24 protein-coding genes, 1 tRNA gene and 1 pseudogene are annotated in these 22,444 nt (G+C 64.1%); 10 read left to right on the forward strand and 16 right to left on the reverse strand.

The window, feature by feature from the left end:
• Positions 1 to 100 precede the first annotated feature (100 nt).
• The 7 genes and pseudogenes from ABFP37_RS18935 to ABFP37_RS18965 all read right to left on the reverse strand — a co-directional run bounded on the left by ABFP37_RS18935 (position 101) and on the right by ABFP37_RS18965 (position 5,571).
• Entirely contained in the window at positions 101 to 1,351 is a 1,251-nt protein-coding gene (locus tag ABFP37_RS18935; protein ID WP_078028904.1) for a HipA domain-containing protein, read from the reverse strand.
• Entirely contained in the window at positions 1,348 to 1,605 is a 258-nt protein-coding gene (locus tag ABFP37_RS18940) for a helix-turn-helix transcriptional regulator (protein ID WP_347034539.1), read from the reverse strand. Before ABFP37_RS18940 ends, ABFP37_RS18935 begins: the two co-directional genes overlap by 4 nt.
• 220 nt (positions 1,606 to 1,825) lie before the next feature.
• Positions 1,826 to 2,179, reverse strand: a pseudogene (locus ABFP37_RS18945) (integrase core domain-containing protein); the annotation flags it as partial.
• A gap of 114 nt (positions 2,180 to 2,293) precedes the next feature.
• Entirely contained in the window at positions 2,294 to 3,334 is a 1,041-nt protein-coding gene (locus ABFP37_RS18950) for a tyrosine-type recombinase/integrase (protein WP_347034540.1), read from the reverse strand.
• A complete protein-coding gene (locus ABFP37_RS18955; RefSeq protein WP_347034590.1) occupies positions 3,331 to 3,864 on the reverse strand; it encodes a tyrosine-type recombinase/integrase in 534 nt (177 codons plus the stop codon). The genes ABFP37_RS18950 and ABFP37_RS18955 overlap by 4 nt, the downstream gene beginning before the upstream one ends.
• Positions 3,806 to 4,612, reverse strand: coding sequence for a tyrosine-type recombinase/integrase (locus tag ABFP37_RS18960; RefSeq protein ID WP_347034542.1), 807 nt, complete (start codon positions 4,610 to 4,612; stop codon positions 3,806 to 3,808). The genes ABFP37_RS18955 and ABFP37_RS18960 overlap by 59 nt, the downstream gene beginning before the upstream one ends.
• Before the next feature lie 353 nt (positions 4,613 to 4,965).
• Positions 4,966 to 5,571 carry a gamma-glutamyl-gamma-aminobutyrate hydrolase family protein gene (locus tag ABFP37_RS18965; protein WP_347034543.1) on the reverse strand — a complete coding sequence of 202 codons (606 nt, stop codon included), beginning with the start codon at positions 5,569 to 5,571 and terminating at the stop codon, positions 4,966 to 4,968.
• A gap of 375 nt (positions 5,572 to 5,946) precedes the next feature.
• Between ABFP37_RS18965 and ABFP37_RS18970 the strand changes: the two genes are divergently transcribed.
• Positions 5,947 to 6,237 (forward strand): hypothetical protein, encoded by a 291-nt coding sequence (locus ABFP37_RS18970; protein WP_347034545.1) that lies wholly within the window; start codon positions 5,947 to 5,949, stop codon positions 6,235 to 6,237.
• 537 nt (positions 6,238 to 6,774) lie between these two features.
• Here the strand turns inward: ABFP37_RS18970 and ABFP37_RS18975 are convergent.
• The 4 genes from ABFP37_RS18975 to ABFP37_RS18990 form a co-directional block, all read right to left on the reverse strand.
• On the reverse strand, positions 6,775 to 7,542 hold the full coding sequence (locus ABFP37_RS18975; protein WP_347034546.1) for an SCO1664 family protein: 768 nt from the start codon (positions 7,540 to 7,542) through the stop codon (positions 6,775 to 6,777).
• Positions 7,542 to 8,096, reverse strand: a complete 555-nt coding sequence (locus tag ABFP37_RS18980; RefSeq protein WP_347034547.1) for a DUF3090 domain-containing protein — start codon at positions 8,094 to 8,096, stop codon at positions 7,542 to 7,544. Before ABFP37_RS18980 ends, ABFP37_RS18975 begins: the two co-directional genes overlap by 1 nt.
• A 24-nt stretch (positions 8,097 to 8,120) precedes the next feature.
• Positions 8,121 to 8,699 carry a histidine phosphatase family protein gene (locus ABFP37_RS18985; RefSeq protein WP_347034549.1) on the reverse strand — a complete coding sequence of 193 codons (579 nt, stop codon included), beginning with the start codon at positions 8,697 to 8,699 and terminating at the stop codon, positions 8,121 to 8,123.
• Positions 8,700 to 8,925: 226 nt separating this feature from the next.
• On the reverse strand, positions 8,926 to 9,420 hold the full coding sequence (locus ABFP37_RS18990) for an IS110 family transposase (RefSeq protein ID WP_347034550.1): 495 nt from the start codon (positions 9,418 to 9,420) through the stop codon (positions 8,926 to 8,928).
• On the opposite strand from ABFP37_RS18990, the gene ABFP37_RS18995 reads away from it, so the two are divergent.
• From ABFP37_RS18995 to ABFP37_RS19015, 5 genes are all read left to right on the forward strand, one after another.
• On the forward strand, positions 9,400 to 9,714 hold the full coding sequence (locus tag ABFP37_RS18995; RefSeq protein WP_347034552.1) for a transposase: 315 nt from the start codon (positions 9,400 to 9,402) through the stop codon (positions 9,712 to 9,714). The genes ABFP37_RS18990 and ABFP37_RS18995 overlap by 21 nt on opposite strands.
• Positions 9,715 to 10,687: 973 nt before the next feature.
• On the forward strand, positions 10,688 to 11,605 hold the full coding sequence (locus ABFP37_RS19000; RefSeq protein WP_347034553.1) for a protein adenylyltransferase SelO family protein: 918 nt from the start codon (positions 10,688 to 10,690) through the stop codon (positions 11,603 to 11,605).
• 813 nt (positions 11,606 to 12,418) lie between these two features.
• The gene (locus ABFP37_RS19005) at positions 12,419 to 13,258 is read left to right on the forward strand and encodes a GAF and ANTAR domain-containing protein (protein ID WP_347034555.1); all 840 of its coding nucleotides are present in this window, start codon (positions 12,419 to 12,421) and stop codon (positions 13,256 to 13,258) included.
• Between the two features lie 692 nt (positions 13,259 to 13,950).
• A tRNA-Lys gene (locus ABFP37_RS19010) sits at positions 13,951 to 14,022 on the forward strand.
• Positions 14,023 to 14,088: 66 nt separating this feature from the next.
• Positions 14,089 to 14,337, forward strand: coding sequence for a hypothetical protein (locus ABFP37_RS19015; RefSeq protein ID WP_078028918.1), 249 nt, complete (start codon positions 14,089 to 14,091; stop codon positions 14,335 to 14,337).
• A 377-nt stretch (positions 14,338 to 14,714) separates the two neighbouring features.
• Here the strand turns inward: ABFP37_RS19015 and ABFP37_RS19020 are convergent, their stop codons facing one another.
• Positions 14,715 to 15,059 carry a MerR family transcriptional regulator gene (locus ABFP37_RS19020; RefSeq protein ID WP_078028919.1) on the reverse strand — a complete coding sequence of 115 codons (345 nt, stop codon included), beginning with the start codon at positions 15,057 to 15,059 and terminating at the stop codon, positions 14,715 to 14,717.
• Positions 15,060 to 15,192: 133 nt separating this feature from the next.
• On the opposite strand from ABFP37_RS19020, the gene ABFP37_RS19025 reads away from it, so the two are divergent.
• From ABFP37_RS19025 to ABFP37_RS19035, 3 genes are all read left to right on the forward strand, one after another.
• A complete protein-coding gene (locus ABFP37_RS19025; protein WP_347034556.1) occupies positions 15,193 to 15,618 on the forward strand; it encodes an Hsp20 family protein in 426 nt (141 codons plus the stop codon).
• A 126-nt stretch (positions 15,619 to 15,744) separates the two neighbouring features.
• Positions 15,745 to 16,158 (forward strand): J domain-containing protein, encoded by a 414-nt coding sequence (locus ABFP37_RS19030; RefSeq protein WP_347034557.1) that lies wholly within the window; start codon positions 15,745 to 15,747, stop codon positions 16,156 to 16,158.
• Between the two features lie 36 nt (positions 16,159 to 16,194).
• Positions 16,195 to 16,584, forward strand: coding sequence for a hypothetical protein (locus tag ABFP37_RS19035; protein ID WP_347034559.1), 390 nt, complete (start codon positions 16,195 to 16,197; stop codon positions 16,582 to 16,584).
• 112 nt (positions 16,585 to 16,696) lie between these two features.
• Here ABFP37_RS19035 and ABFP37_RS19040 read toward each other — a convergent pair whose 3' ends face one another.
• The 4 genes from ABFP37_RS19040 to ABFP37_RS19055 all read right to left on the reverse strand — a co-directional run bounded on the left by ABFP37_RS19040 (position 16,697) and on the right by ABFP37_RS19055 (position 19,549).
• Complete coding sequence (locus ABFP37_RS19040) at positions 16,697 to 17,443, reverse strand: hypothetical protein (RefSeq protein WP_347034561.1); 747 nt, start codon at positions 17,441 to 17,443, stop codon at positions 16,697 to 16,699.
• A gap of 228 nt (positions 17,444 to 17,671) precedes the next feature.
• Positions 17,672 to 18,097 carry an Hsp20/alpha crystallin family protein gene (locus ABFP37_RS19045; protein WP_347034562.1) on the reverse strand — a complete coding sequence of 142 codons (426 nt, stop codon included), beginning with the start codon at positions 18,095 to 18,097 and terminating at the stop codon, positions 17,672 to 17,674.
• Positions 18,098 to 18,891: 794 nt separating this feature from the next.
• The gene (locus tag ABFP37_RS19050) at positions 18,892 to 19,086 is read right to left on the reverse strand and encodes a hypothetical protein (RefSeq protein WP_347034563.1); all 195 of its coding nucleotides are present in this window, start codon (positions 19,084 to 19,086) and stop codon (positions 18,892 to 18,894) included.
• Positions 19,087 to 19,399: 313 nt separating this feature from the next.
• The gene (locus tag ABFP37_RS19055; RefSeq protein ID WP_347034564.1) at positions 19,400 to 19,549 is read right to left on the reverse strand and encodes a hypothetical protein; all 150 of its coding nucleotides are present in this window, start codon (positions 19,547 to 19,549) and stop codon (positions 19,400 to 19,402) included.
• 1,064 nt (positions 19,550 to 20,613) lie between these two features.
• Between ABFP37_RS19055 and ABFP37_RS19060 the strand changes: the two genes are divergently transcribed.
• Positions 20,614 to 22,365 (forward strand): Ig-like domain-containing protein, encoded by a 1,752-nt coding sequence (locus ABFP37_RS19060; protein ID WP_347034565.1) that lies wholly within the window; start codon positions 20,614 to 20,616, stop codon positions 22,363 to 22,365.
• Positions 22,366 to 22,444 lie beyond the last annotated feature (79 nt).

Here is a 22,444-nt window from a genome sequence, read left to right on the forward strand (position 1 = left end):
CGGGCTCCGCATCACAGATTACGGAAGCAATGACACGGCCGACGAATCCGTCCATCGGTGGCGCCTGGTCCGGGCTGATTTTGACGCCTTTGAGAACTGGCTAGCGGAGTTCCCGCCGGGCGGCGACGCCCTTCAGCAGGTCGCTGACGCGGGCGGGCACAAGGTCCTGGAGGAAATGCAACCCCTCCGGGGCTTGGGTCCTGGTGGCCGCTGCGGCGATGGCTTCCAGCGTCGACACCGCGGTCTGCCGTGCGTCGTCCAGGTCCAGGCCCCAGGCTGCGCCCTCACGGGCCAGGTGCTCCAGGGTGATGTAGCTTAGTCGGATCTGGCCATCGATGGAGTGGCCGGCGTTGTTGCTCGGTGCGTAGAGCAGCAACGTGGGTGCCACGTCGTACATCGGGGCGAGCAGCACTTCGCCGCCATCGCGCAGAATAAGGGAGTAGTTCTTGGAGTGCGCGTCTCCGTTACCGATCGCCAGGTTGAAAGTCACTGCCCTGAGCAGGTCCCGGCGGAAGGCGTCGTCATCGCGCGTGTGCGGTGCGGCTGCGTTGACCAGGCGGGTCAGCCGGGACGGCGGGGCTGAACTGCCCTCGTATTTCGCTTCGCTGGCCAGTGCCAGGGCTTGAGTGAAGTCCTCCTGGTGGAGCCGGCTGCCGTCCGGGGCACGGTCAAAGCGGTCCACGATGATCGCCTGGCGGGAGCCGAACTTCTCCAGGCGTGCCGTGGCTGCGGGTATTCCGGCCGCAGCCGCCGTCTTCAACGCCCAGTCCTCGGCGGCGAGGAGGGCCGGGATGGTCGACTCCAGGGGCTCAGGCTTGATGATGTGGGTGGATACAGCTCCACGGCCCGGCCAGGCCCAGCCGCCGTCGTGCCGGGTCAGCAGCACCTTGGACTGGACCCCGCCCAGGGAGGCTGTGATGAGGAAGTCATCGGGCAGGTCCCAGGTGGGGAGTGACTCGACAACCGTGGCGACTTCATCCTCGGTCATGGGAATGGCGGCGCCTGGTACGTCCGGGGCGTCCCCGGGTGGCAGGATTTGAACGGCGCCGGCACAGTCCGCACCGAGGACCCTGAGAAGACCGAACGCATCCGGGGTGGACAAGCCGTTCTCCTTGGCGATGTGGGAGCGCACCTGGCCTTCCGGCAACAGCCCGTCAAAGAAGTCGTACACTTCCGGGCCCCCGATGCTGTTCCGGCTCACGGGCATGGACAGCGACAACAGGATGGAGCCGGAGCCGTACTCGGCCACAGCTGCCCGGTCGTACTGGAAGGAAATGCGAAGTCCGCTGCCTTTCAGTTCGCCGATCCGCGTGCCGCGAAGGAAGACGTCCAGGGTTTTGCGTGGGCTCACGGGCGGACCTGAAGCTTCGAAAACCGCGGGACGAGGGCGACGTCACGGCCAAGGACCCTGATGGCCTGCATGGCCACGACCAGGGACACGGCTTCCCCGCGTTCGAGCCGGACGATGGTCCCGCGGGTCACCTTGAGCCGCTCAGCCAGGTCCTGCTGTGTCAGGCCGGCCTCCTTGCGGGCATCGCTGATGGCCCTGCCCAGCGAGGAAGCATCCACCGCACGGTAGAACGGGGTCGGCTCGTCGTGTTCCATATATCGATCATAATGCCAGACCGACCATTTGTTCTATATTTCAAACATCCGAAGCCTATACGGGAATGTTCGATATATCTGACATTGGCGTCCGGCTATCGCGGGCATCCTGGCGGCTGACCCCCAGGAGCGGCTTTTCGAGAGCCGGACCGGACTGGGACGTATTCGTGTCGATACCGCTACGAATTCGTCATCTGGTGCCGGTGAACCGTCCCGGAAATCATGCCGCCTGTTTGTTGGCGGCGTCGTCGGGTAACGGGCCGGTTTGTAGATCATAATATGTCTGCTGGTATTCCTCTGGCGTCTGGTGATACAGGGCGGAATGCAGGCGTTCGTTGTTGTACCAGTGGACCCACTCGAAGACGATCTCCATCACGTCGCTTTCGGTTTTCAACGCCCCGCTGCGGAACGGTGAATCCTTCGCGACGGCTTCGTTCTTGAACAACCCCATCACGGTCTCGTCGGCGGCATTGTCATAGGCATCACCCACGCTGCCAATGGACGGCTGCAGGCCCTCCAAGGCCAGTGTGTCGGTGTCACGGATGGAGGTGTACTGGCTGCCCGCATCGGAGTTAAGCCGAATTCGGCTTAATTCCGATTATGCCGAGGTAATCGTTAAGCCGAGGTTGGGGAGTTTGCCCTTGTGATTCCTGGGTCGCGGCCCTGTTTCCCGGCTTAACGTTTCGTGCTATTTCAGTGAGTAGAGCAGCCGAAGTTCGTCGTCACTGAGCGCCTCGGTGCTCATGTCGCTGATTGCCGGGGTGGCGGCATTCATTGCTGTCCGCATCATGTCGAGGGTGGCGAAGGCATAGAACACGGAAGTGGTGCTCATGCTTTCGTGTCCTAGCAGTTGCATGATGATCGGTAACGGTATGCCTTGCTTGTAGAGGTCCATGGCCTTGGTCTTCCGCAGCATGTGGCAGTGGAGGTTGCCCGGGATCGAAGGGCACCGTTCGCGGGCGAGGTCCCCAGCTTTCTTGAGCACCGCGGCGACGGTGTCGCTGGAAAGGGCAGTTGGTTGCCCGCGGTGCCAGCTATAGAACAGGGGCCGCGTCGCCGGCCGGGTTGCGCGTTGCGGGAGGAACTCGTCGAGATAGACCTTTGGATGTTCCACGGCTTTTTCTCCCAGGGGGACGACGCGGCTCTTGTCCCGTTTTCCCGTGAGGGTCAGGTGGGCCGGTCTTGCCAGTGCCAGGTCGTCAATGGTTAGCGCGGTGATCTCGCCGACGCGCGCACCGCTGTCGTAGAGCAGGATGAGCAGCATGCGGTTCCGGCGTGACTTCACGTCCTTGCCGTCGTAGGCGGCGAGAATCGCTGCCGTTTCGTTCTCCTGGAGGTATTCGATGGGTTTGCGCGGTGTGGCCGGTGCCTTGATGCTCTTGGCAGCCTGGTAAACAGCGACCAGAGTGAGGTCTTCCGTGGACGCGAAATTCAGGAAGGCCTTGACGGCGCTCAGGCGCAGGCCGATGGTTGCGGGCAGGTATTCCTTGGCTTGCCGCATCCATACCAACCAGTCCTTCAGGAATTGCCGGTCGAAGTGATCAAAACCGATGTTCTGGGGGCGGACCTGCTTCTCCGTGACCAGGTAATGGACATAGCTCTCCAGACTGATCCGGTATGCCTCAATGCTGCGCGGCGCCATTTCCCTGACGTTGGGCAGGAAGTCGTGCAGGTAGTTCCGTGCGTAACCCCAGAAATCAGGGGTCGGTTCGTGCGTTGTGCGTTTCATTCAAATCCCAACTCGGGAAATACGCCTGGACCGTCGTGGGTGAGTGCTGCGTAGCCATCCATGAAGTCCGGTGATGTATGGATGTAGTAGAAGGTGCTGTCCAGCGATGCGTGCCCCATGTAGCGGGCGAGGTAGGGCAGCATCGCACTGACGTCGGTGCCTTCGGCCATCCATCGTTCGATGTTGGCGTAGGCGAAATGGTGGCGGAAGGAGTAGGGGTGAGGCTGTCTGCCACCAGCTGCTCGCGGCAACCCGGCTTGGTCCCAGATCCGGTTAAACGTGACCCCGATCGATGCCGGTGATACCGGGGCTGCGGTCGAGGAGACGAAGAACCCGGGACGCTGTTGCCCGAACTTCTTGCGGGATATCCGGTCGCAGTCGGCGAGGATATCGATGATCTGGCCGGTGATTGGCAGGCGCCGGCTCCTGTTGCCCTTGGACCACCGCACATCGATTTCCCCTTTGTCGAGGTCAACATCCCGGGGTTGCAGCCTGCGGGTTTCGAAGGTCCGAAGCCCGCACGAGTGCATCAAGCGCAAAAAAGGCGACGGACTGCCATTTCCACGGCGAAGTGGTCTCCAGTTCAGTAGCGGATTGGAAGAACAACGAAATTTCTTCGCGGCTCAACAAGTACGGCTGGGAGCGGAAGAATCCGCTCTTCCAGGATTCGGCAAGCACATACGCTTCCGCGTTGCCGTGGGTCCGCAACCAGCGGCCGAAATCCCTGATGTATGACATCCAGGACGGGCTGGACCCGGGCTGGGACGACTTCTTGAAGATGACCCAACCCTCGATGGCTTGCTGGTCAAAAGACGCCCCCTCGTGTTCCGTGCAGTAGGTGTCGAAGCTGCGCAGGTACCAGATGCGCGAATCGCCGTAGCAGCCCATGCCCTGTTTGAAGGCAAGGTACCGCGTCAATTCCCGGGCGAACACGCTGGTGAATTCATACGTGCTCATCGCGCTGTGTCCTTCCGGCAGCGGAAGGACACACGAGCGCAACCGCTCGGTATCCGCACTCAGATACACATTGGTCGAGTCACTATGGGCATGACCGAGAATCGCCGAAATCGTCGGCAACGCGGTGCCCGCCCGCAACAACTTGGACGCCGCGTTGTAGCGAAGGGAACGCGTTCCAACCTTCACAGCTTCCACCCCGGACGCACGAAAGACCTGGTTGACGATCACGTAAATCGCCGCATGGTCAGCCAAGGTGACATGCGGGGCCTTCAGCCTCAAGAACATCTCTTCTTCGTCGGAGACCGGCCGCTCGTCAAGCACGTAGTGCGCAAGCTTGGCCAGGACCAGCGCACCGGAAGGGTTCCTGGCGCAGGTTCCGGGTGGTCGAGCCCCGTCTTGGGGAGCGCGGCTGAAATGCTCTGGACTTGTTAAAAGTGGGTGTACATCGCGCCCTATGGCTCAAGGCGTCACGTAGGAGTTAGCTGGCAGCCATTTCGTGCGCGAACTCCAGGGACTCCACAGCAGCCGGGCGAAGCCGTGACAGCATCTTGGTGCTGGCCGCCTCCACAAAGCCATGGAACAGCGCTTTCTATTCCGCGACCTGTTCCGGGTGCCATTGCACCCCCACGCAGAAGCCGGCGCCGGGATGCTCAATTGCTTCGACTTTCTGGTCTTCACTCCAAGCGGTGGCGATGAGCTTCGCCAAGGCGGTCCACGGCCTGGTGGTGCGAAACGGGAACGGCTTCCAGTGCGTCGGCCCCAAGGAGACGGCCAAGCCGGGAGTCGGGCCGAATGTCGACACGGATGGCATTGAACTGGTGGCCACCCAGCTGGTAATGCCCGGTTCCCAGGACGTCGGGCAGGTGCTGGTGCAGGGTCCCGCCGAGCGTGACGTTGAGCAGCTGTTCACGCCTGCAGATGCAGAGAAGAGGGACATCCTGGCGGATCGCTTCGAGGATCAGGGCGGCTTCCCACTCGTCGCGTTCCGGCCGGGGAGAGTCCGTTTCCGGATGCGGCTCCTGACCGTATCGGGTTGGATCGACGTCCCAGCCACCGGGAATGACCAGCCCGTCCAGCCTGCTGACCAGGTGCTCGATCATGTTCCCGGTCGTGAGCTGGGGCGGGAGAAGGATCGGAACTGCTCCGGCGTCAAGGAGGGGAGTGAGGCATTTTTCGGGGAGGAATGCGGCGCGAACGTTGCCGCAGCCGTCGGTGCCGGCCTGCTCAAGATATGTGGTCAGGCCAATGATCGGCTTGATTGCGGTGTCTGCGGCATTCATGCACATGTCCTACTGGGAAAATTCCTACTGCAAGGCTACGAACGGCGTGTGTACTCCGTGTTACAGGGCCGTCACTATTGGGTATCCATGCCAGGCCGCCACCAGTTCATTGCAGCGGCAGGGACTAACAGCAACCTGTTCCCGATCAACCCGGCGGCTGTGTCAAATTAGATCGGTGTGCCTGGACCCGCAGCACCCTTTGAAACCGCAGGCGGCTCAAACCCCGCAGAACTGAATGATTGCTTCGATCCGCCTTTGCGCTGCTGGTAAGTGCCGTTGGATACAGAACCGGAACGTCTCAGGACAGTTCAACGCTCGCTGTCCTTTGGAACAGTGCATTCATTTCATAGTGTCTCCGCAGGCTGTTCGCGAGGGATGCTGGTCGCCAGCTCGGCTGCCGGTGCGCATCCGATCGCGTGCGCAACTCACGACGGCGGGCAAGTCGAGCCCGTAGGTCGGCCCTTCGCCGGAACCGTACTCCTCGAGTCGGGCCGCACCTCGTTCGAAGAGCCGGAGCGCTCCAACGCTGTTCCCCCGGGCGGCGTGGGTGAGTCCGACACAGATTTGGGCGAGTCCTTGCCAAAGGTTGCGTTCTTCGGCCGGTCCAGCTTTCCAGCGGGCCTCGAGTACCTCATGGGCGGCGAAGGGCCGGCCAGCTTCCACTAGACTCCGGGCCGAGACCAATGTCTGCGCCGCCGGCAGCGGTTCCTCCGAGACCGGCTCGACGCCAGCGCTTCCGTACGGCAGCGGCCGCCCCAGAGCGTCACGTGGCCGGGCTTGCCGCGGACGCCTTGAAGCATCCCGATCCCTGTCACTGGTCATTGCAGATTCCGCCCTGAGCGTCCCTGGGCCTTACCGCCTTCATACACCCAATGCTCAGACCCGGCCATTCGAACGAAATCCCGGGCCTACGGTTCACCGAGAGGGGAGAGGTCGAAGTCCGTCGAATTCGCACCGGATGCGATTCGCCGGGTGCGAGAGAACATATGCGCTCTTATCGGCGTTTGGGCAGCGAATTCCCAGTGACAGTTGAAGTCTCTCCCATAGCTCAAGCCTTCGGAACAGAGGATCGCCGGCCGGGGCCTGGGCTCCTAGGAAAAAGAGCCAGCCGAGCTTGCGCTCAGGAATGATGAGCTCCGTCGCTAGCTTTAGAACCATGCCATCAACGTGACACAGCCTGCGAAGCCCGTAGCCGTAATTCCCTCAGAACAGCGGCCAGGGCACCGCCGACATCTCACCACTCGGAGCCGGAAACCGCCCTGCCAAGCGCAACCGGGCGCAGCGCGCGGCGAGCGATGCAATTTCTTCGGCGCTGAGCAAGCCCACCAGGTTTCGGCCCAGCCCACCGTGCAGTCCTTCGCTGACACGATCGATGCCGTCGCGTTCCTCGGCGGTCAGAGCGTCTCCCAGCCATCCCCACAGCACCGTGCGCAGCTTGTGATCACGGTGAAAGGTGATTCCATGGTCCACGCCGTACCGGTGTCCGTCCGTCATGGCAAGAATGTGGTCGCCTTTGCGGTCGGCGTTGTTCACGACAACGTCGAACACCGCCACGCGTCTGAGCGCAGGAGAGTCCTCGTGTATGAGGGCCACCATCCGTCCGTTCTCATCCTGACCCTTGAGAACGTGTTTCCAACCAATCTCTGGTACGTCGTCCGACGCAACGAGGTCCACCGCGTTCTGGTCGGGGTCTGTCTCCTGCCACAGCTGCACCATCCCTTCGCCGAACGGACCAGCGCGCAGCCAGGTGCATGGCACCACGTTCCAGCCGAGGACCTCCGAGACCAGGTAGGCGGCAACCTCCCGGTGAGCAAGGAAGCCGTGGGGAAAATCCCACAGCGGACTTTCGCCTGCTATCGGCTTATAGACGACCGTCGTGTGGCCGATGCTGCCCAGGAAGGTGGCGTTCGACGCCGTCGTAATGCGGCAGGTGAGCGTCAGCTTGGCCGTCAACAGGTCTGGCGCCGGCATCAGACCTCGGGAAGAGTGCAGACGTGCCCGTCGGCGTCTACGGGGTAACCGCAGAGCGGGCATGCGGGACGCCCGGCGCCCACAACCTCACGGGTTCGCTTGGCGAATGCGCGGGCGGTGCCAACCGGCATCCGCACCAGCAGCATTTCGGGCACGTCAGCGCCGTCCTCATCAAGCGATCCGTCGTTGTCATCAGCATCGACATCAGTGATCTGGTAGGCCTCTATCACGACCTGCGCCGTCGTCGGGTCCCAACCTAAGCTCATGGCGCCGGCCCGAAACTGCTCCTGAACGGCCTCGAGCTGGTCATTGTCGACGAGTTCGATGGGAGTACTGGCGGGAACGCTGTGGGGGTTGCCCTCGACGGTGAGGAGCTGGTCGAGCATTTCGTCGATTTTGTCGGCGAGCAGAGCGGACTGCTGCTTCTCCAAGGCGATACTTACGATTTGAGTCCCTGTGCGCACCTGCAGATAGAACGTGCGCGCCCCCGGAAGGCCAATGGTGCCGACGACGACCCGATCAGGCCAGGCAAACTCGTGAACACGTGTAGGCATGTCAGTATTTTAGGCACATGAGGTTCACGGCGCCTTCTGCCCTGCACCGCCGCCCACCGGCGCATCGCCACAGTGGAGTGCGTTCGACAGCCACGACTGGAACAGGTCAAGATGCATGCCGAGCGCGTCGGCGAGGATTGACTTGATGATGTCACCGTGACTCACCGCCACCCACACGCACGCTGGCCCGTACACGGCTTCGAAGGCTGTATCGTGGCGTCGAATCGCTGCCACCGACCGAGCCTGCAGCGCGGCCAGGGATTCACCGCCGGGAAAGACGACGGCGGACGGCTGCAACTGCACAACCGGCCACAAATCCTCGGTCGCAAGATCACTGAGCGTGCGGCCCTGCCACTGACCGTAATCGCACTCGGTGAGATCGGGATCGACCGGCGCGAACGGCGTGCCAGCCTGGCGATCGAGGATGAACTGGGCGGTCTGCTGACAACGCTCAAGCGGGCTCGACACCACCCCGACCACGGGCACGGCACGGCCGCGAGCCGGTCTCCGGTCAGAGCCGCCTGCCCGCTCGATGGCGGTGTGAACTGTACCGGGTCGCGCGTCGAACAGGCAGACAAAGCACTGGCGGAACCCTTCAAGCACGCCGACGCGCTCAAACCCGCCCAGAGGGACTCGGAACGTATTGACCAGCTCATGGACGACGCAGCGAAACCGGAAGAAGCGGCACAGCCAGAACCCCCGGCCGAAGTCGACCCCCGCATGGGGGACGTCCTGTACCGCTCCGCGTCGGATCCAGAAGTTCCCGCCCTCTCAGAGCGGGTCGTGTGCCACTGGTTGTGATGGCCCAGGACTGTGGCTAGCTCCTCTGTCAAGCGGCGAGGATGAGCGTGCTGGCTGCGGAGGTTTTGTGATCGTCGATCAGAGCTCGGTATACGACGTCGGATAGTCGGCGTTTGAGGATACGCAGTGCTTCCATGCCGCCGTCTCCGCCTGCTTTGCGGCGGGCCAGAAGCTCTCGCGCGCCGGGATGGCAGCGGGCCTGGGTGAGCGCGATCCGGTGCAGCGCCGCGTTCAGCTGTCTGTTCCCGGTTCGGGAGAGTCGGTGGCGGGCCTTGTTCGACGACCACACCGGCAGCGGGGCAGTGCCGTTATGGCATGGGTAGGCGTCCTTCGAGCGGAACCGCGTAACGCCGGCGGTCTCTCCCAGAATCTTCGCCGCCGTCAAAGTCCTGCAGCCGACGATCGCCAGCAATGCCGGAGCGATGACTGGGATCCGGCGGCTGAGTTCGGCGGTGAGTTCATCGATCTCCTCGGTGAGGCGGTGCAGATGGGTGAGGAGCCGTTGAGCAAGGTCGGCTACCATCCCGGAGAAGCCGGTGCCGAGGACGTCTGCATCACGGTCTGCGACGGGCTCAAGGGCCTGCCCGAGGCCATCAGCACGGTCTGGCAGCTCACTGTCGTCCAGACCTGCATCGTGCGCCTGATCGGCAACACCTTCCGCTATGTCGCCCGGCAGTACTGGGACGAAATGTCCTGTGATCTGCGCCCGGTCTACACAGCGCCGTCCGAGGCCGCGGCGAAGGAACGCTTCGTGGAGTTCTCGGGCAAATGGGGCAGGCAGTACCCGGCGATCAGCCGGCTGTGGGAGAACGCATGAAGCGAGTTCGTACCGTTCCTTGACTGGCCTTCGACGGAAGAATCAAGTAAGTGCCCACCGTGGATCAACCGTTAAACGGACACTCCCGTCTGACGAGACATAGGAGCATCAAACATCGCAGTTGCTTCTGGTGATTCATGGAGGTGGGGGAGTGGGGCGGCATGATTTCAGAGTGCAATGCCGATTGCGGTCCGCCGCGAGAACTGGTCGAATCTGTGCTTCGCTGACAGGTGCCAGTCCGTCTGCCGGTCGGGAATGAAGCCGCCGCCAGTTCCGGACGGTTTGTCGTCGTCAGTGTTGGGCAAGCGCGACTGGCCTGACGCGAAGGCGCAGTCCGCGTCGACGGTCACAAGAAGGTCGAACCTTTGAGGCCGGGCCGGTGCCGGGAACCGTCACCGGTCATCGTGTCGCGGCTATTCTTGATGGATGGATGCCATCTCCCTGTCAGCCGTCGCCATGAGCGGCCACTTTGCCCGCGACTTTCCGGAGATGGCCATTGCGTGGCGGGCTGTGGGCATTCCCGACCCTCAATTATTGGTGCTCAACGAGCCGTTGGCCACCGAATTGGGCCTGGATCCTGACTTCTTAGGCAGTGCCGACGGGATGGGCCTGCTAACCGGGAATCGGCTCCCCGTTGATGCCACGCCGGTCGCACAGGCTTACGCGGGTCACCAGTTCGGCTGGTACGCCCCGCGGCTTGGGGACGGGCGTGCCCTGTTGCTGGGCGAGATCATGCACGCTGACGGTCTGCTACGGGACGTGCACCTGAAGGGGTCAGGGCGCACACCGTTCGGCCGCGGGGGAGACGGCCTGGCGGTTGTTGGACCGATGCTGCGCGAGTATCTCGTCAGCGAAGCCATGCACGCGTTAGGCATTCCCACCACACGGTCGTTTGCCGTTGTGGGAACGGGGCGTCTGGTGCAGCGTGAGACCGTGCTGCCCGGAGCCGTGCTCACCCGCGTCGCGATGAGTCATGTGCGCGTGGGCAGCTTTCAGTACGCCGCGGCCATGGGGGGGCACCGGTCTCGTTCGCCGCCTGGCCGAGTACGCGATCACCAGGCACTATCCGGCCGCGGCGGGAGCCGAAAACCCCTATCTCGCCCTGTTCCACGCAGTCGTTGCTGCGCAGGCGTCGCTGGTGGCCCGCTGGATGCTGGTGGGATTCGTCCATGGGGTGATGAACACCGACAACATGACAATTTCGGGCGAGACGATCGATTACGGCCCGTGTGCCTTCATGGACGCGTTCGATCCCGCTGCCGTCTACAGCTCGGTCGACGACAGCGGCCGCTACGCCTATCGGAACCAGCCAGTGGTGGCGGAATGGAATCTCGCCCGTCTCGCCGAGTCTCTTCTGCCCCTGCTGCATGAGGACCAGGAGATGGCCATCCAGCTCTCGGTGGAGTCACTGGATGATTTCCGCCGTCAGTACAGTGCTGCATGGGCGGCGGGCATGAACGCGAAGCTTGGATTCCGTCCTGGGCTCAGTGACAACGTGACCTGGCCCCTCGTCGAAGAGCTTTTGGCCCTCCTGCAGGAGGGACACGTCGACTACACCTCGATCTTCCGCAGCCTTGGCAAAGCGGCCCGCGGCCACTCGGAGCCTGCGCGGCAACTGTTTCCTGATGTAACGGCGTTCGATGCCTGGGCTGACCGCTGGCGTGCCTTGGGACCGGACGCCGACGCCATGGACCGGGTCAACCCCGCTTACATTCCCCGCAACCACCTGATGGAAGAGGCCTTGGCCGCCGCTACGAGCGGCGAGATGCAGCCACTGTTCCGGCTTCTGAACGCGGTCACCCGTCCCTTCGACGAGCGCCCCGGTCTCGAGCAATACGCAGTCGGCGCCCCGGAAGATTTCGGCGCCTACCGGACCTTCTGCGGAACTTGACCCCTTGCACGCGCTCCTTCAATTAGGGACTTGATCAGTCTCGCCCTGAACGCCCTTAACTGGGACTATCGTGTGCGGTCCCGGTGGGCCCATCAGATTCTTGGGCGGCTCCAGATGCTGGCCCGTCCGGGCACGGGCCTGCGGAATCTGAGCGTCAGGAGACCGGGCTAGGTCTCTAAACAATTCACCGCTTCCTGCCTCTGGCATGGACACGCCTAAACGCCAGGTGGTCTCTGGATCTCACAAGCCGAGGGTTGCCATCGCGCCACCACCGACTATCCAGCCAAACTGACGCCGGCTCAATGCCCGGTCAAAATATGTCCTCGAACCAGAATCCATGACTGCCCCAATGCGTTCGTAGTATCCCCTCAGGGTGGGGTCGAAAGCTACGAAAACCTTGGAATTCCGTTCGGGCGTCCCATGGCTGACGCGGCTGCGGTTCGCTGCAAAGGGCGGAGCCGGCGGAGGCATCGGCTTCGTCCCGGGCAGCGTCCCTTGTCGGCGCACACACGGGCGGAGGTTCGGTGCAAAGGAGTGGCCGGCGCCCCCGCCCGGCGGAAGAATCAGGGTGCTCTCTCATGGACCGGCAGGCAGTGACATGCAGTTATGGACGGACAAAGGAGCGTCTCCTCCCGGGATTCTTGCATCCCTCGGGGTCCGGGTGATTGGCCGATCAGACGCCTCGCAGCTGGGCAGCTACCCATTCTCTGCGTCAGCGGCCATACTCAAAGAGCCGCCGCCCGTGCGGTTTCGTTGTCCTTCAGGGCCTCCCGCCAAGGGGTTGTTGTCAGGGCCCTATGAGGAACGAGGCCGATGATGGCCCAAGAACCGCGTCTCTTGCCCTCGAGTGTTGTCGTAGACCGTCTGCAGGATCTTGTCCTGAAAACCGGGGATGTGAAGGAGATGCTGGACGAGCTGGCCGAGTTCTCCGCTCTCACCCTGGCTGACCCGGCCGCTGCCTTCTGCAGCATCACGCTGATACAGCGGAAGAAACCGGTGACCGTGGCCAGCAGTATAGTGAACGCACTCCGGCTCGATGAAACCCAATACAGTGCCGGTGAGGGACCGTGCCTGACAGCAATCCGCGAACAGGCTATTATCCACGTCCCGGACCTTAACTGTGAGCGCCGCTGGCCCGACTACACTGCAGCCGCGCTGGGGGAAGGCGTGGAATCAAGCCTGTCCATACCGCTCCTGTTGGAGGGGGAAGCGGAAGCGGGTCTGAACATGTATTCCACCCGGTCCCATGGCTTCACCGGAGAGGACATCGACATGGTGGAAGCGTATGCCTACTATGCGTCCAAGGCCCTTCGACTGGCGGTGCGAATCAGCCAGCTGGCCGAGGCGAAAACCAACCTCGCCGCCGCCTTGGAATCCCGGACCACCATCGACCTGGCGACCGGCGCCATCATGGCGCAAAACCGCTGCAGCCAGGAGACTGCCGTGAAAATCCTCAAAATCGCTTCCAACACCCGCAACGTCAAACTTCGGGACATCGCTGCATCAGTCGTCGCCTCAGTAGCAGACGACCCGAAGGGTCCGGACGCACTTCGACGCCTGATCCGCCCTGCGCCGGGAGCTCAAGGGTCCAAAGCGCCGGTCCCGGCCCGAGACGGTCCGTCAGCCGAATTCCTGCCGGGTTGGCCAAGGTAGTGCTTGGCGATTAGGCGTGAATCGATCAAACACGCCGTGACCGTGCACTGCCCGCGGTCCGGGCCGGCGAACCTCGTAGTTCCGACTTGCGGCGGGTAGGTGGGCGCTCCTGCCGGAACCGGTCCGCTCGGGGGCGGATACAAGCCGCAGGCTCGTCACTTCCTTTGATCCGGACCGCAGGTGTGGGGGCGGGCGCGCCTAAGCCTGGCCCTGCAGCGGGCGTTGTCCATCTCCAGTTCCAGGAGCTTAGCCACGGCTGCCGGATTGAGCCCGTCGGCCAGGAGTTCACCGATCCGGCGCAGGACTGCAGATTCGGTGTGAGCAGGCGACGGCGTTCATAGAGCAGCATGGTTCCCTCCCTATTAGCGCGGACCTGTTCGCGGAAACGTGCAGTTGTCGCTGATGATGACGTTGCTAGTGGCGGCTGCAGTCGTGGGGGGATTCGGTCGGGTACGAAGTGGGCAAACACTTGGGTCCCGGTTCCTCGAGTGAAATTCAGTGGAAACGTTAGGTTAAGAATTGAACGGGGCTGACGCCGCCGCCCTGAGCCTTGCATCGAACGCTCTCTGGCGGGTTTCCCTTTCGAAAACTCTTGCATCGGCGTTGTACCAGTGCTAGAAAATCTATGGTGGTTGATATAGATCTGTGATGAGCGAACGAAGAGGGAAGCGGGCACATGCTGCAGGGAGCGGGCACCCGTAGCTCAGCCGGGAGAGCAGGGGACTTTTAATCCTCGGGTCGTGGGTTCGACCCCGCCGGGTGCACTGCCGGACATTCCGCCGGACTCCTGGCGGTCGGCGGGGATCCAGAGGAAAGGGCGGTGATACGAAATGAACCCAGAACTCCAGCGGCTTTGGGCGCTGGCGGCGGTCATAGCAACCGCCGAAGCCGCCCTGAACGTGGCAAGCCGGACGCTGCGGGAATCCTCGACGGCTCTGCTGCGCGCCGGGGATGCCACCCTGGCCGAGGTCAGCGAGGCGACCGGACTGGACCAGGGCGAACTGCTGGATTTGCTCAGCCGGAGTGTTCCCGGACGGGAACCGTCCTGGAAGCAACCGGGGATTGCAGGCCTGTCCTAGAGAGGCGTAGGTTCTGTTCGGCTGCGCTCCGGCGGTCCGAGAGTGGGTGGCACAGGCCCGGGCGGGGGCCTGTCCACGCCTGTTCGGCTCTGGGGCTTTTGCACCTGCCGGACTGGCTTCACCAGCACCCATCGGCGCCGCGCGCGGAACACGTTCGGCCCACAGGTTGCTTCCTGGCGCATATGCCTGGCCGGAGGAAGGCGTTTGTATCGACGTGGTGTGGGCAGGACGGCTGTGTAACAACTGCCTGTGGGCTCCGTTTGGCAGGCTGGTCACGGGAGTGAGGGGCAACCCGAAACCAGGCGCCGGGTACCTGCAGCACTCTCCGGTTCGCGGCGGGCAGCTGGCCCTAAGCCGCGCGGAGGATGCGAGTTCCTTCACATGCTGTCGTCCGGGCGGGCGCTTTGCTCAGGATGGGCCGCTGCGCGGCTGCTGCGGGCGCGGACCCGCTGCAGCTGAAGCCGGAGCCGGGCGTTGTCCATTTCCAGTTCCAGCACCTTGGCCACGCCGGCCAGGTTGAGCCCGTCGTCCAGGAGCTCTCCGATCCGGCGCAACACCGCGAGGTCGGATTCGCTGTACTGGCGGGTGCCTCCTTCGGTCCGTTCCGGGGTCAGCAGGCCGCGGCGTTCATAGAGCCGGATGTTTTGTTGACCCGTTCCCAGGAGTTCTGCCACCACGGATATGGCGTACAGCCCGCGCCCGCTGCCGCGTTGGTTTGTCATGCGTTTCCCGTCAATTTGCCTGAATCTTCCTCTTGCACCATTTTGTCACCAGTGCTATAAGAAATCTATATCCACTGTCACAGATACCCGGCGGTGGGTAGCCATGAAACCTAGGTGTTGAAGGGAGTGGGAAATGATGCTTATCCGTACTGACCCGTTCCGTGAGCTGGACCGGCTCACCCAGCAGGTCTTCGGAACAGCAGCCCGCCCGGCGGCCATGCCGATGGACGCGTGGCAGGAGGACGGGGAATTTGTCGTGGCGTTTGACCTGCCCGGGATCACGCCCGACGCCGCGGATCTGAACGTTGAAAGGAACGTCCTCACTGTCCGGGCCGAGCGCCGGGACGCCACCCAGCCCAACGTGGAGCTGGTGGTTGCCGAGCGGCCGCGCGGCGTCTTCAGCCGCCAGCTCATCCTTGGCGACACGCTGGACACGGACAACATCAAGGCCAGCTACGACGTCGGCGTGCTGACACTGCGCATCCCCGTGGCGGAACAGGCAAAGCCGCGCAAGATCGAGATCGAGAGCAAGGGCCAACAGCACCAGATCGAGACGTAGCCCTCCGATGCGCCTGACGGGGCGGCGTCCGGATTCCCGTCTTCGGGCGTCTGCCGGAGGCCGCCCCGGACCGCTGCCACCGGCAACCGCAAATACCAACACAATCCTGCAGCAGCAACAGGCTTCATGATGACCCGACCTGTCCCGGACTACTACGCGGTCCTGCACGTTTCCCGTGGCGCATCGCCACAGGAAATCGCGCGCGCCTACCGCGCCCTCATGCGCCGGCACCATCCCGATGTTGCCGGTGGAGAGGCTGCGGCCGCCGAACTGCAGCTCATCATGCAGGCCTTCTCCGTACTCCGTGACCCCAAGCGCCGCCACGCCTACGACCGGGAAGACTTCCGCGCCGGGCGCGCTGCTCCACCCGCCGAGCACAACCATCCGCGGGAACGTCCGGAAGCGAACGGCCAGGACACCCGCCAGGGCGCCGGAGGGCGGAACGGCGGTCCGCAGTTCATTCCGGTCCGGGTGGTTCGGCGGCGAGAGCCGCCACTGCGCGTCACTCCCGTCAGGTGGGAGAGCGGACCGTGGGCATAACCGCACACGAATCAGACCCAGAGGAGAACTACAACGATGAGCGACTGGCGCCGCTACGACTCACACCTGATCCCGGCCTTCCACGAGCGCTTCGAGCAGCGTTGGGGCAAGGGCACAGCCCCGTTCCTGGACCCCGAAACCCATGAGGAACCGCTGCCCCGCGCGCAGTGGATCAATCCCGCCACCGGTGCCGCCCTGGCCGTGGTGCCCATCTGGACCGACGACGACAGCCAGCACCGCTCCTTCGGCGTGTTCTACCTGCCACCTGCGGGGGACATCTGGATGCTTCGCCCGGGCTTTACCGGGTTCCTTGAGCCCGGCATGGATGACATTGAACACCTGGTGGCGCTTCGGAATGACGCGTTCCGCAAAGCCGTAGCCCACGCCAACGAATTCCTCTTCGGCCCTCCACCGCTCGTGGACTAGCGTCCATGCGGTCAGGCGAGCACGCGTCCTTGTCATCCAGCATGCCGTTACGGCAGCATGCGCGGAGCGGGGGCAGCATGCGCGGAGTAGGGCAGGGCAGAGGGTCCATCCCTTATGCGTGGACAGGTACCATGCCGATGACCAGTGTTCCCTGGGCTGCGGCGGGGCGGATGTCGAGGCCATTGGCGGTGATGATGAGGTTGTCCCCGCTGACAACAAGGACGCGCCCGCCGCGGGCCGCCTCGAGCCACAGCGCGTCGTCGGGTTTGTCCGGGCGGAGCTGTTCGCCGAAGAGGCTTCTGCCACCGATGCTGAAGGTGACCAGACCCTGCGACGTCACGGCGAAACTGCAGCTCGCCGGCGTTTCGACGGCGTCTTCCATGATGCTGGTGAAGTCCGGACTCATGGCCAACTGGAAGCCATGGGAGAGCAGGATCGAGACGAGAGCCGAGGTCAGGTCGCCGTCGTTCTCCCGGAAGGCCACGATCGGGACCAGCGTGTAGACCAGTACCGGCACCAGCCGTCCCTGTCCGTTGCCGGCCTGCCGGGTCAGGATCATCCGGACGGCCATGGGGGTGAGTTCGTTTGGCGCCCACTGGCACCGCTGAAAACTCAGGCCGGGACCGCTGCAGCGGCGGTGGCAGACGCAGTCGGTGAAGGTGACGTAACTTGTTCCGTCCGGTGCCGTGCTTTCCGTGACGTTTACCAGCAGTGAGAGCGCCTCATCGGACTCAAGGGGCGCCCGGCAGGCAGCACACGCGCTGGCCATGGAAGCAGCTGTGAGCACGTATTGGGTCGTGTCCCTGCCCTTGAAGGATTCCAAACGCCTGTCCCAGGCAACGTTGCGTGTGACTGGCATTGCAGTGAGTCCCGTCCTCCCTGTTATCCCGGGGTCATGCCCCTTCGTCGCGCGGTGTGGCTTCGTGGCGTGATGTGGCGCGGTCCCCGGGCCACCGGTACCGGGGACCGCGTTCGGGAGGGGCGCCTGGCCGGCTGATGCTGCCTGTGCGCGAATGACGCATTGGCATTCGTCGCTGAAGGCCAACCGCCCTACGACAGCATGGGGTTCGGTGTCCCGCCCTGCCGGTTAGGCGCTGATCTGCTGCTGGGCGCCTTGGCCGCTGGTGATTTCGATCTTCCGCGGCTGCGCCTTGGCAGCGACCGGGATACGCAGGGTCAACACGCCGCCGTCGTACCCGGCCGTAACGTTCTCGGCATCCAATGCCTCGCCGAGGACCAGTTGCCGGCTGAAGACGCCCTGCGGCCGCTCAGCGGCCACCAGCTCGGCCCCTTCGGGGGCGGTGTTTTTCCGCTCAGCCTTCACGGTCAGGAGGTTCCGCTCGACGTCGACGTCGATCGAGTCAACATCCATGGCAGGCAGATCGACCGAGATCACAAACTCGGTGTCCTCCCGCCAGGCATCCAACGGCATGGCGGCCGGGTGCGCGGCCGTGCCAAGCACCTGCTGGGCAAGCCGGTCCAGCTGGCGGAAGGGATCGCTCATCATCAACATGACATACCTCCTTAATTAGCATTGACAGGGGGCAGATCTATATCCGCTGATACAGATTTTTTACCACTTCGGTTAACCGCTGGCAAGGGGGCGGGGCCTAGGAAATTTTGCCAACATGACCGGGACTGGGGAGCGGGCGGGGGCTTGCCACCTTGTTTTGCCGTGGACGCGAACGCCAGCCTCCCGAGCGTCAGGGACTCCTCAGATAGCGGTCCCCGCGTTGCCGGGCGTTGTCATTCACACCCGTCCGCGCAAGGCTTCATCTGGCACGCTGTCGCGTCCGCCAATACGGCCGGTTCCGAGACCTTCGCTGCCCGCCCACCTCCACGACTGGCAGTCACGGGAGGGCCTGCGCCCGGCATGAACGGCCGGGTCGGTCCGCTCCTCACCGGCGTACGCTGAGAGTCAGGCCGGCGGCGGTGGTCCACTGGTACCCGCAATCCCAGACGGACACCCAGCCCGTCGCCGGTCCCGTTCCTCCGAACGGCGTGGTTGTCAGTCCCCGAGCGGGGGCTTTGTTCCTGTACCCGACCACGGGGGCGGTCTTATGTGAGGGAAGGGCTGCGATTTCACAAGGTCCGGCTACCCTTTCGTGAAGGTCGCACCGCCATGATCTGGATATCTGGTCGTTAGGTGTCCTCCGACCGATCAGTCCGCCGGACCCGGCAACGCACTTCTCCCAGTCAGTGCCGGGTCCGGCGACCCCTAGTAATTCTGGCCATGGATCCGACCCGCACAGCGTCCCAGTTTTAAGGAACGGTGCCAGCGACCGGGGTCAGCCGGCTCCGCCGGGTTCAGAGATCTGTTGATCTCGCAGCGAAGATGCGTCGCCGCGTGGCGGCCTGCGCCGCACGGATCAGGAGTTTGGCGATGGCCGCGATGGTCAGCAGGGCGGTGAAGGCTGCGAACTGGCCGAGGAACATCAGGAACGCCACGCCCAGGGTGCCGGCATAGGTCAGGGTGAACACCAGGGTGGAGGAGTCGGGCATCTAGCTGCGGCCCTGCCGGCGGCCGCGCGGCGACCGGGGCTCGGCCGAGGAACCCGTGCTTGTGTCTTGGGTTCGCGCGGGCGGGGCGTACAACGGCTCTGACGGGCAGAGCCGTTGTACGAGTTCGCGGAACAAGTGGGGCCGCAAGGGTTTGGTTAGGTACGCGTCGGCGCCGGAGGCCACGCCGTTGAGCTCGTCGCCGGGTTCGGCCAAGCAGAGATAATCAGGATTGGTGCCTTCGAGTACGTCCGGATGTGGCGTGCCACGTCCAGACCGTTGAGATCGGGCAGCCCCGGGTCCAGGGTGATGAGGGCTAGATCGAATCGAGTGTTCCGGCTGCCCGGAGTCCTGCCGTGCCGGTGGTTTCGGCGTGGACGACGAAGCCCATTCCGGTGAGGATGATGCAGAGCAGGTCCCGCATGTCCGGGTCGTCTTCGATGACAAGGCAGTGGCGTGAATTCATGTGGTCCCCCGGCCAATTCTGCCCCTGCTCTACGCGGCCCCACTCAGGTGTAGCCGGTGAACCAAAACGCGCCCGCGACCGGGGACGGCGACGATGTTGTAGCCGGTCGCTCCTGCCCCGGTTGTGACATATCTGCCGGCAGCTGGCCCGGGCGGGGCAGATGCTTCGCATTACCCGTGATGCTGTCCCGACTCTGGCCGCCGGTCTGTCCACACGTGGTGTGGCAAACGACCATCTTCTGACTAATCTTACGGCTCGCCGAGAGCCCTGCGCGGTCCCTTGGAAAGCTGCTTGTGCGCCGATCCGAGGCTGAGCGGGCGCCGTCATCAGTGGTTGAGTGCGGGACAAAGGATGCCGGACCGGGGCCAACCTACGCGCGGCCGATTGCCGCCGCGACCCCTTCCAGGGGCGCTGCGATGATGCGAACCAGGCTCTCTGCAAGCTCGAAGATGGGGTCGTGGGCGCAACGGGGGCATTCATGGCCCTCCGCTGTCCCAATTGCTGCAGGCCCAGTGAGACGTTCATACCCGCAGGTGGGTGTGCCGTTCAGTGCCCGTGTTCGCCGCCTGCTGGAGATTTTCGAAGGGGAGCTATGTGCAATATCATCACTACCGCAAACACTCCGGTACCTGGCAGGATGGAGGTCCTCGGGCCGAGGTGGCGGGGATGGGGGACCCGATCGGGGTCCCGCGGTCTGGCTTTAGCTCAATGCTCCCGCAAGGTCCCTCGACCCCGGGTAGCGGCCGTCGAAACCTACTTGGGGCTCACGCGGAAAGGCCCCGCGGCCTTGGAGGGGAGGCGGGGCTTTTCCTAGCGGCAGGACCGCCCAGTCTCTGACTCGGTGGGCCTGGTGTCAAAGCTAAGGGTCGTTCCTGAGAATTGCCTGCGAAACTCCGAGGAATTCGCCGCGTCCGGGCCGCATGCCCTGGCGGTGCCTGGATTTTTGTCAAGGGTTTCCGCAGGGTCGTTTCCTGATACTGGCATCCACGCCGGGCATGGACCGGTGTGCATCATCGGCCCGTTCTCGGCCCGGTGAAGTCTGGGGTCTCTGAGGGGAGTTTTTCATGAAATCTGAAAGAAATCGTCAACGGGTGGCGGCCGGTCTCGCCGCGGGTGCGCTTGCCATTCTGGCGGTGCAGAGCGCCGCGGTGCCGGCTTCGGCCGCTATTAACGCGGTGCCGGTCGCGCCGCATTCCATCCTTGTTTTCCCGGTCAGGGACTTCGTCTCCGCGTCAGGGTATGCCAGGACCGACGTGGCCACCGTTCAGGTGCTGCGTGGCGGTGCGGTCATCGGGACCGCGTCCAACCTCATCCCGCAGGACGATCCCGGGACGCCCGGTTTTGACGGTCTCGTGGAAGTCAACCACCCCGGCGGAGGCTGCTGGGACGGCGTCACACCGGACATCCGCACCGGCGATGTCGTCCGGGTTCTCACCGCCCCCACCGTCGGGGACGAGACCTTCACGGCGAATGTCAGCGTCACGCAGCAGGCCACGAAGACCGGTCCCGGTACCGTGGTGATGAAGGGAACAGCTGTCGCCCCCGGCGGCGGACAGATTCCTATCGACCAGATTCAGGCCCGCATCGTGGCCAAGAACCAGTCCTTCGCCCTCAACGGCAAGCGCACCCTTCGGGCCAGCGCGGCCGCTGGCGACGACGGCACCCTGGCGTACGACGGGCCGGGCCTAACGACCTGGACGGCGACGTGGACGGGGCTCACTGGTGTCAGTGGATTCGATGGTCTTTCCGACGCGGACAGGGCATCGACCCCGGTCAACTCCGAAAGCCGCGGGATGTGGCTCGGCCGCAATCCCGCCCTCCTGACGGAAAACACGATCTTCGAGTTCGGGCAGATCGGCGGTCCCACCGCCCCTTGCACCGCGCCGCTGGCGAAGGGTCCCTCGGTTCCGGACATGACTGCCGCTTCGGACACCGGCAGTTCCGCCACTGACAACATCACGCGCATCACGTCGCCCACCTTCACGGGCGCTGTGGCGCTGCCTGATTCCACGAGCGCGACGCTGTACGTGGACGGGGCAGCCAGCGGCACGGCAACGGTCGCGGCAAATGGCAGCTTCTCGCTGACCCCGACCACGCCTCTGAGCAACGGCCGGCACACGATCACGGCCAGCGAAACCACGGCCGGGGGAACCGAAACCATGTCGGCCGGTTCCCTCGCCGTGACCGTCGATACGGTGGCGCCCCTCGTGACGGCGAAGGCCCCGGCACTTAACTCCATGGCGGTCAGCCAGACGGGCAATATCACAGCAACCTTCAATGAGCCGATTGCGGGTCTGAGCGCTGCGCGCTTCACGCTGAAGAACGCCGCCGGAGCCGTCGTGGCCGCACCAGTGACCTGGACGGCCGCAACCCGGGTCGCCACGCTGAACCCGGCAGCCACCCTCGCTGCGGACAAACGGCACACGGCAAGCCTCACGGCAGGCATCACGGACCTCGCCGGCAACCCGCTGGCCGCGTCCTCCTGGGCCTTCACGACCGGGCCCAGGCCAATCATGGCCTCCAGGACACCGGCGGTCAACGCCACCGGTGTCAGCCGGACCGCCAACGTCACGGTCACCATCAGTGAGGCCGTCAGCGGTGTCGCCAACGGAACCTTCGCGCTCAGGAACGCCGCCACGGGGGCGCTCGTCAGCTACGCGGTCAGCTACAACGCCACCACCCGGGTTGCAACACTGAACCCGAACGTGACCCTGGCCGCCAGCACGAGATACACCGCGTCGATGTCCTCAAGCATCAAGGACGCCGTCGGCAACACGCTCGCCGGTGGCTCCTGGAGCTTCACGACCGGCGGGTAGTACAGCCACACCCACCCGAGGTCAGCCCGGTGCCGCACGAGGAGTGCGGACCCGGGCTGACCTTTCGGCGCGAGCGGGC

The sequence above is a fragment of the Burkholderia sp. RS01 genome (genome assembly GCF_039748055.1).
Classification (GTDB): domain Bacteria; phylum Actinomycetota; class Actinomycetes; order Actinomycetales; family Micrococcaceae; genus Arthrobacter.

Coding starts and splice junctions, on each gene's coding strand:
- ABFP37_RS19005 (WP_347034555.1), top strand. CDS start 12,419: ATGATGGCCCAAGAACCGCGTCTCTTGCCCTCGAGTGTTGTCGTAGAC.
- ABFP37_RS18970 (WP_347034545.1), top strand. CDS start 5,947: ATGCTGGTCGCCAGCTCGGCTGCCGGTGCGCATCCGATCGCGTGCGCA.
- ABFP37_RS19025 (WP_347034556.1), top strand. CDS start 15,193: ATGATGCTTATCCGTACTGACCCGTTCCGTGAGCTGGACCGGCTCACC.
- ABFP37_RS18955 (WP_347034590.1), bottom strand. CDS start 3,864: ATGCACTCGTGCGGGCTTCGGACCTTCGAAACCCGCAGGCTGCAACCC.
- ABFP37_RS19040 (WP_347034561.1), bottom strand. CDS start 17,443: ATGCCAGTCACACGCAACGTTGCCTGGGACAGGCGTTTGGAATCCTTC.
- ABFP37_RS19015 (WP_078028918.1), top strand. CDS start 14,089: ATGAACCCAGAACTCCAGCGGCTTTGGGCGCTGGCGGCGGTCATAGCA.
- ABFP37_RS18940 (WP_347034539.1), bottom strand. CDS start 1,605: ATGGAACACGACGAGCCGACCCCGTTCTACCGTGCGGTGGATGCTTCC.
- ABFP37_RS19035 (WP_347034559.1), top strand. CDS start 16,195: ATGAGCGACTGGCGCCGCTACGACTCACACCTGATCCCGGCCTTCCAC.
- ABFP37_RS19030 (WP_347034557.1), top strand. CDS start 15,745: ATGATGACCCGACCTGTCCCGGACTACTACGCGGTCCTGCACGTTTCC.
- ABFP37_RS18990 (WP_347034550.1), bottom strand. CDS start 9,420: ATGGTAGCCGACCTTGCTCAACGGCTCCTCACCCATCTGCACCGCCTC.
- ABFP37_RS19055 (WP_347034564.1), bottom strand. CDS start 19,549: ATGAATTCACGCCACTGCCTTGTCATCGAAGACGACCCGGACATGCGG.
- ABFP37_RS18965 (WP_347034543.1), bottom strand. CDS start 5,571: ATGAATGCCGCAGACACCGCAATCAAGCCGATCATTGGCCTGACCACA.
- ABFP37_RS19000 (WP_347034553.1), top strand. CDS start 10,688: ATGTGCGCGTGGGCAGCTTTCAGTACGCCGCGGCCATGGGGGGGCACC.
- ABFP37_RS19050 (WP_347034563.1), bottom strand. CDS start 19,086: ATGCCCGACTCCTCCACCCTGGTGTTCACCCTGACCTATGCCGGCACC.
- ABFP37_RS18980 (WP_347034547.1), bottom strand. CDS start 8,096: ATGCCTACACGTGTTCACGAGTTTGCCTGGCCTGATCGGGTCGTCGTC.
- ABFP37_RS18950 (WP_347034540.1), bottom strand. CDS start 3,334: ATGAAACGCACAACGCACGAACCGACCCCTGATTTCTGGGGTTACGCA.
- ABFP37_RS19045 (WP_347034562.1), bottom strand. CDS start 18,097: ATGTTGATGATGAGCGATCCCTTCCGCCAGCTGGACCGGCTTGCCCAG.
- ABFP37_RS19020 (WP_078028919.1), bottom strand. CDS start 15,059: ATGACAAACCAACGCGGCAGCGGGCGCGGGCTGTACGCCATATCCGTG.
- ABFP37_RS19060 (WP_347034565.1), top strand. CDS start 20,614: ATGAAATCTGAAAGAAATCGTCAACGGGTGGCGGCCGGTCTCGCCGCG.
- ABFP37_RS18975 (WP_347034546.1), bottom strand. CDS start 7,542: ATGCCGGCGCCAGACCTGTTGACGGCCAAGCTGACGCTCACCTGCCGC.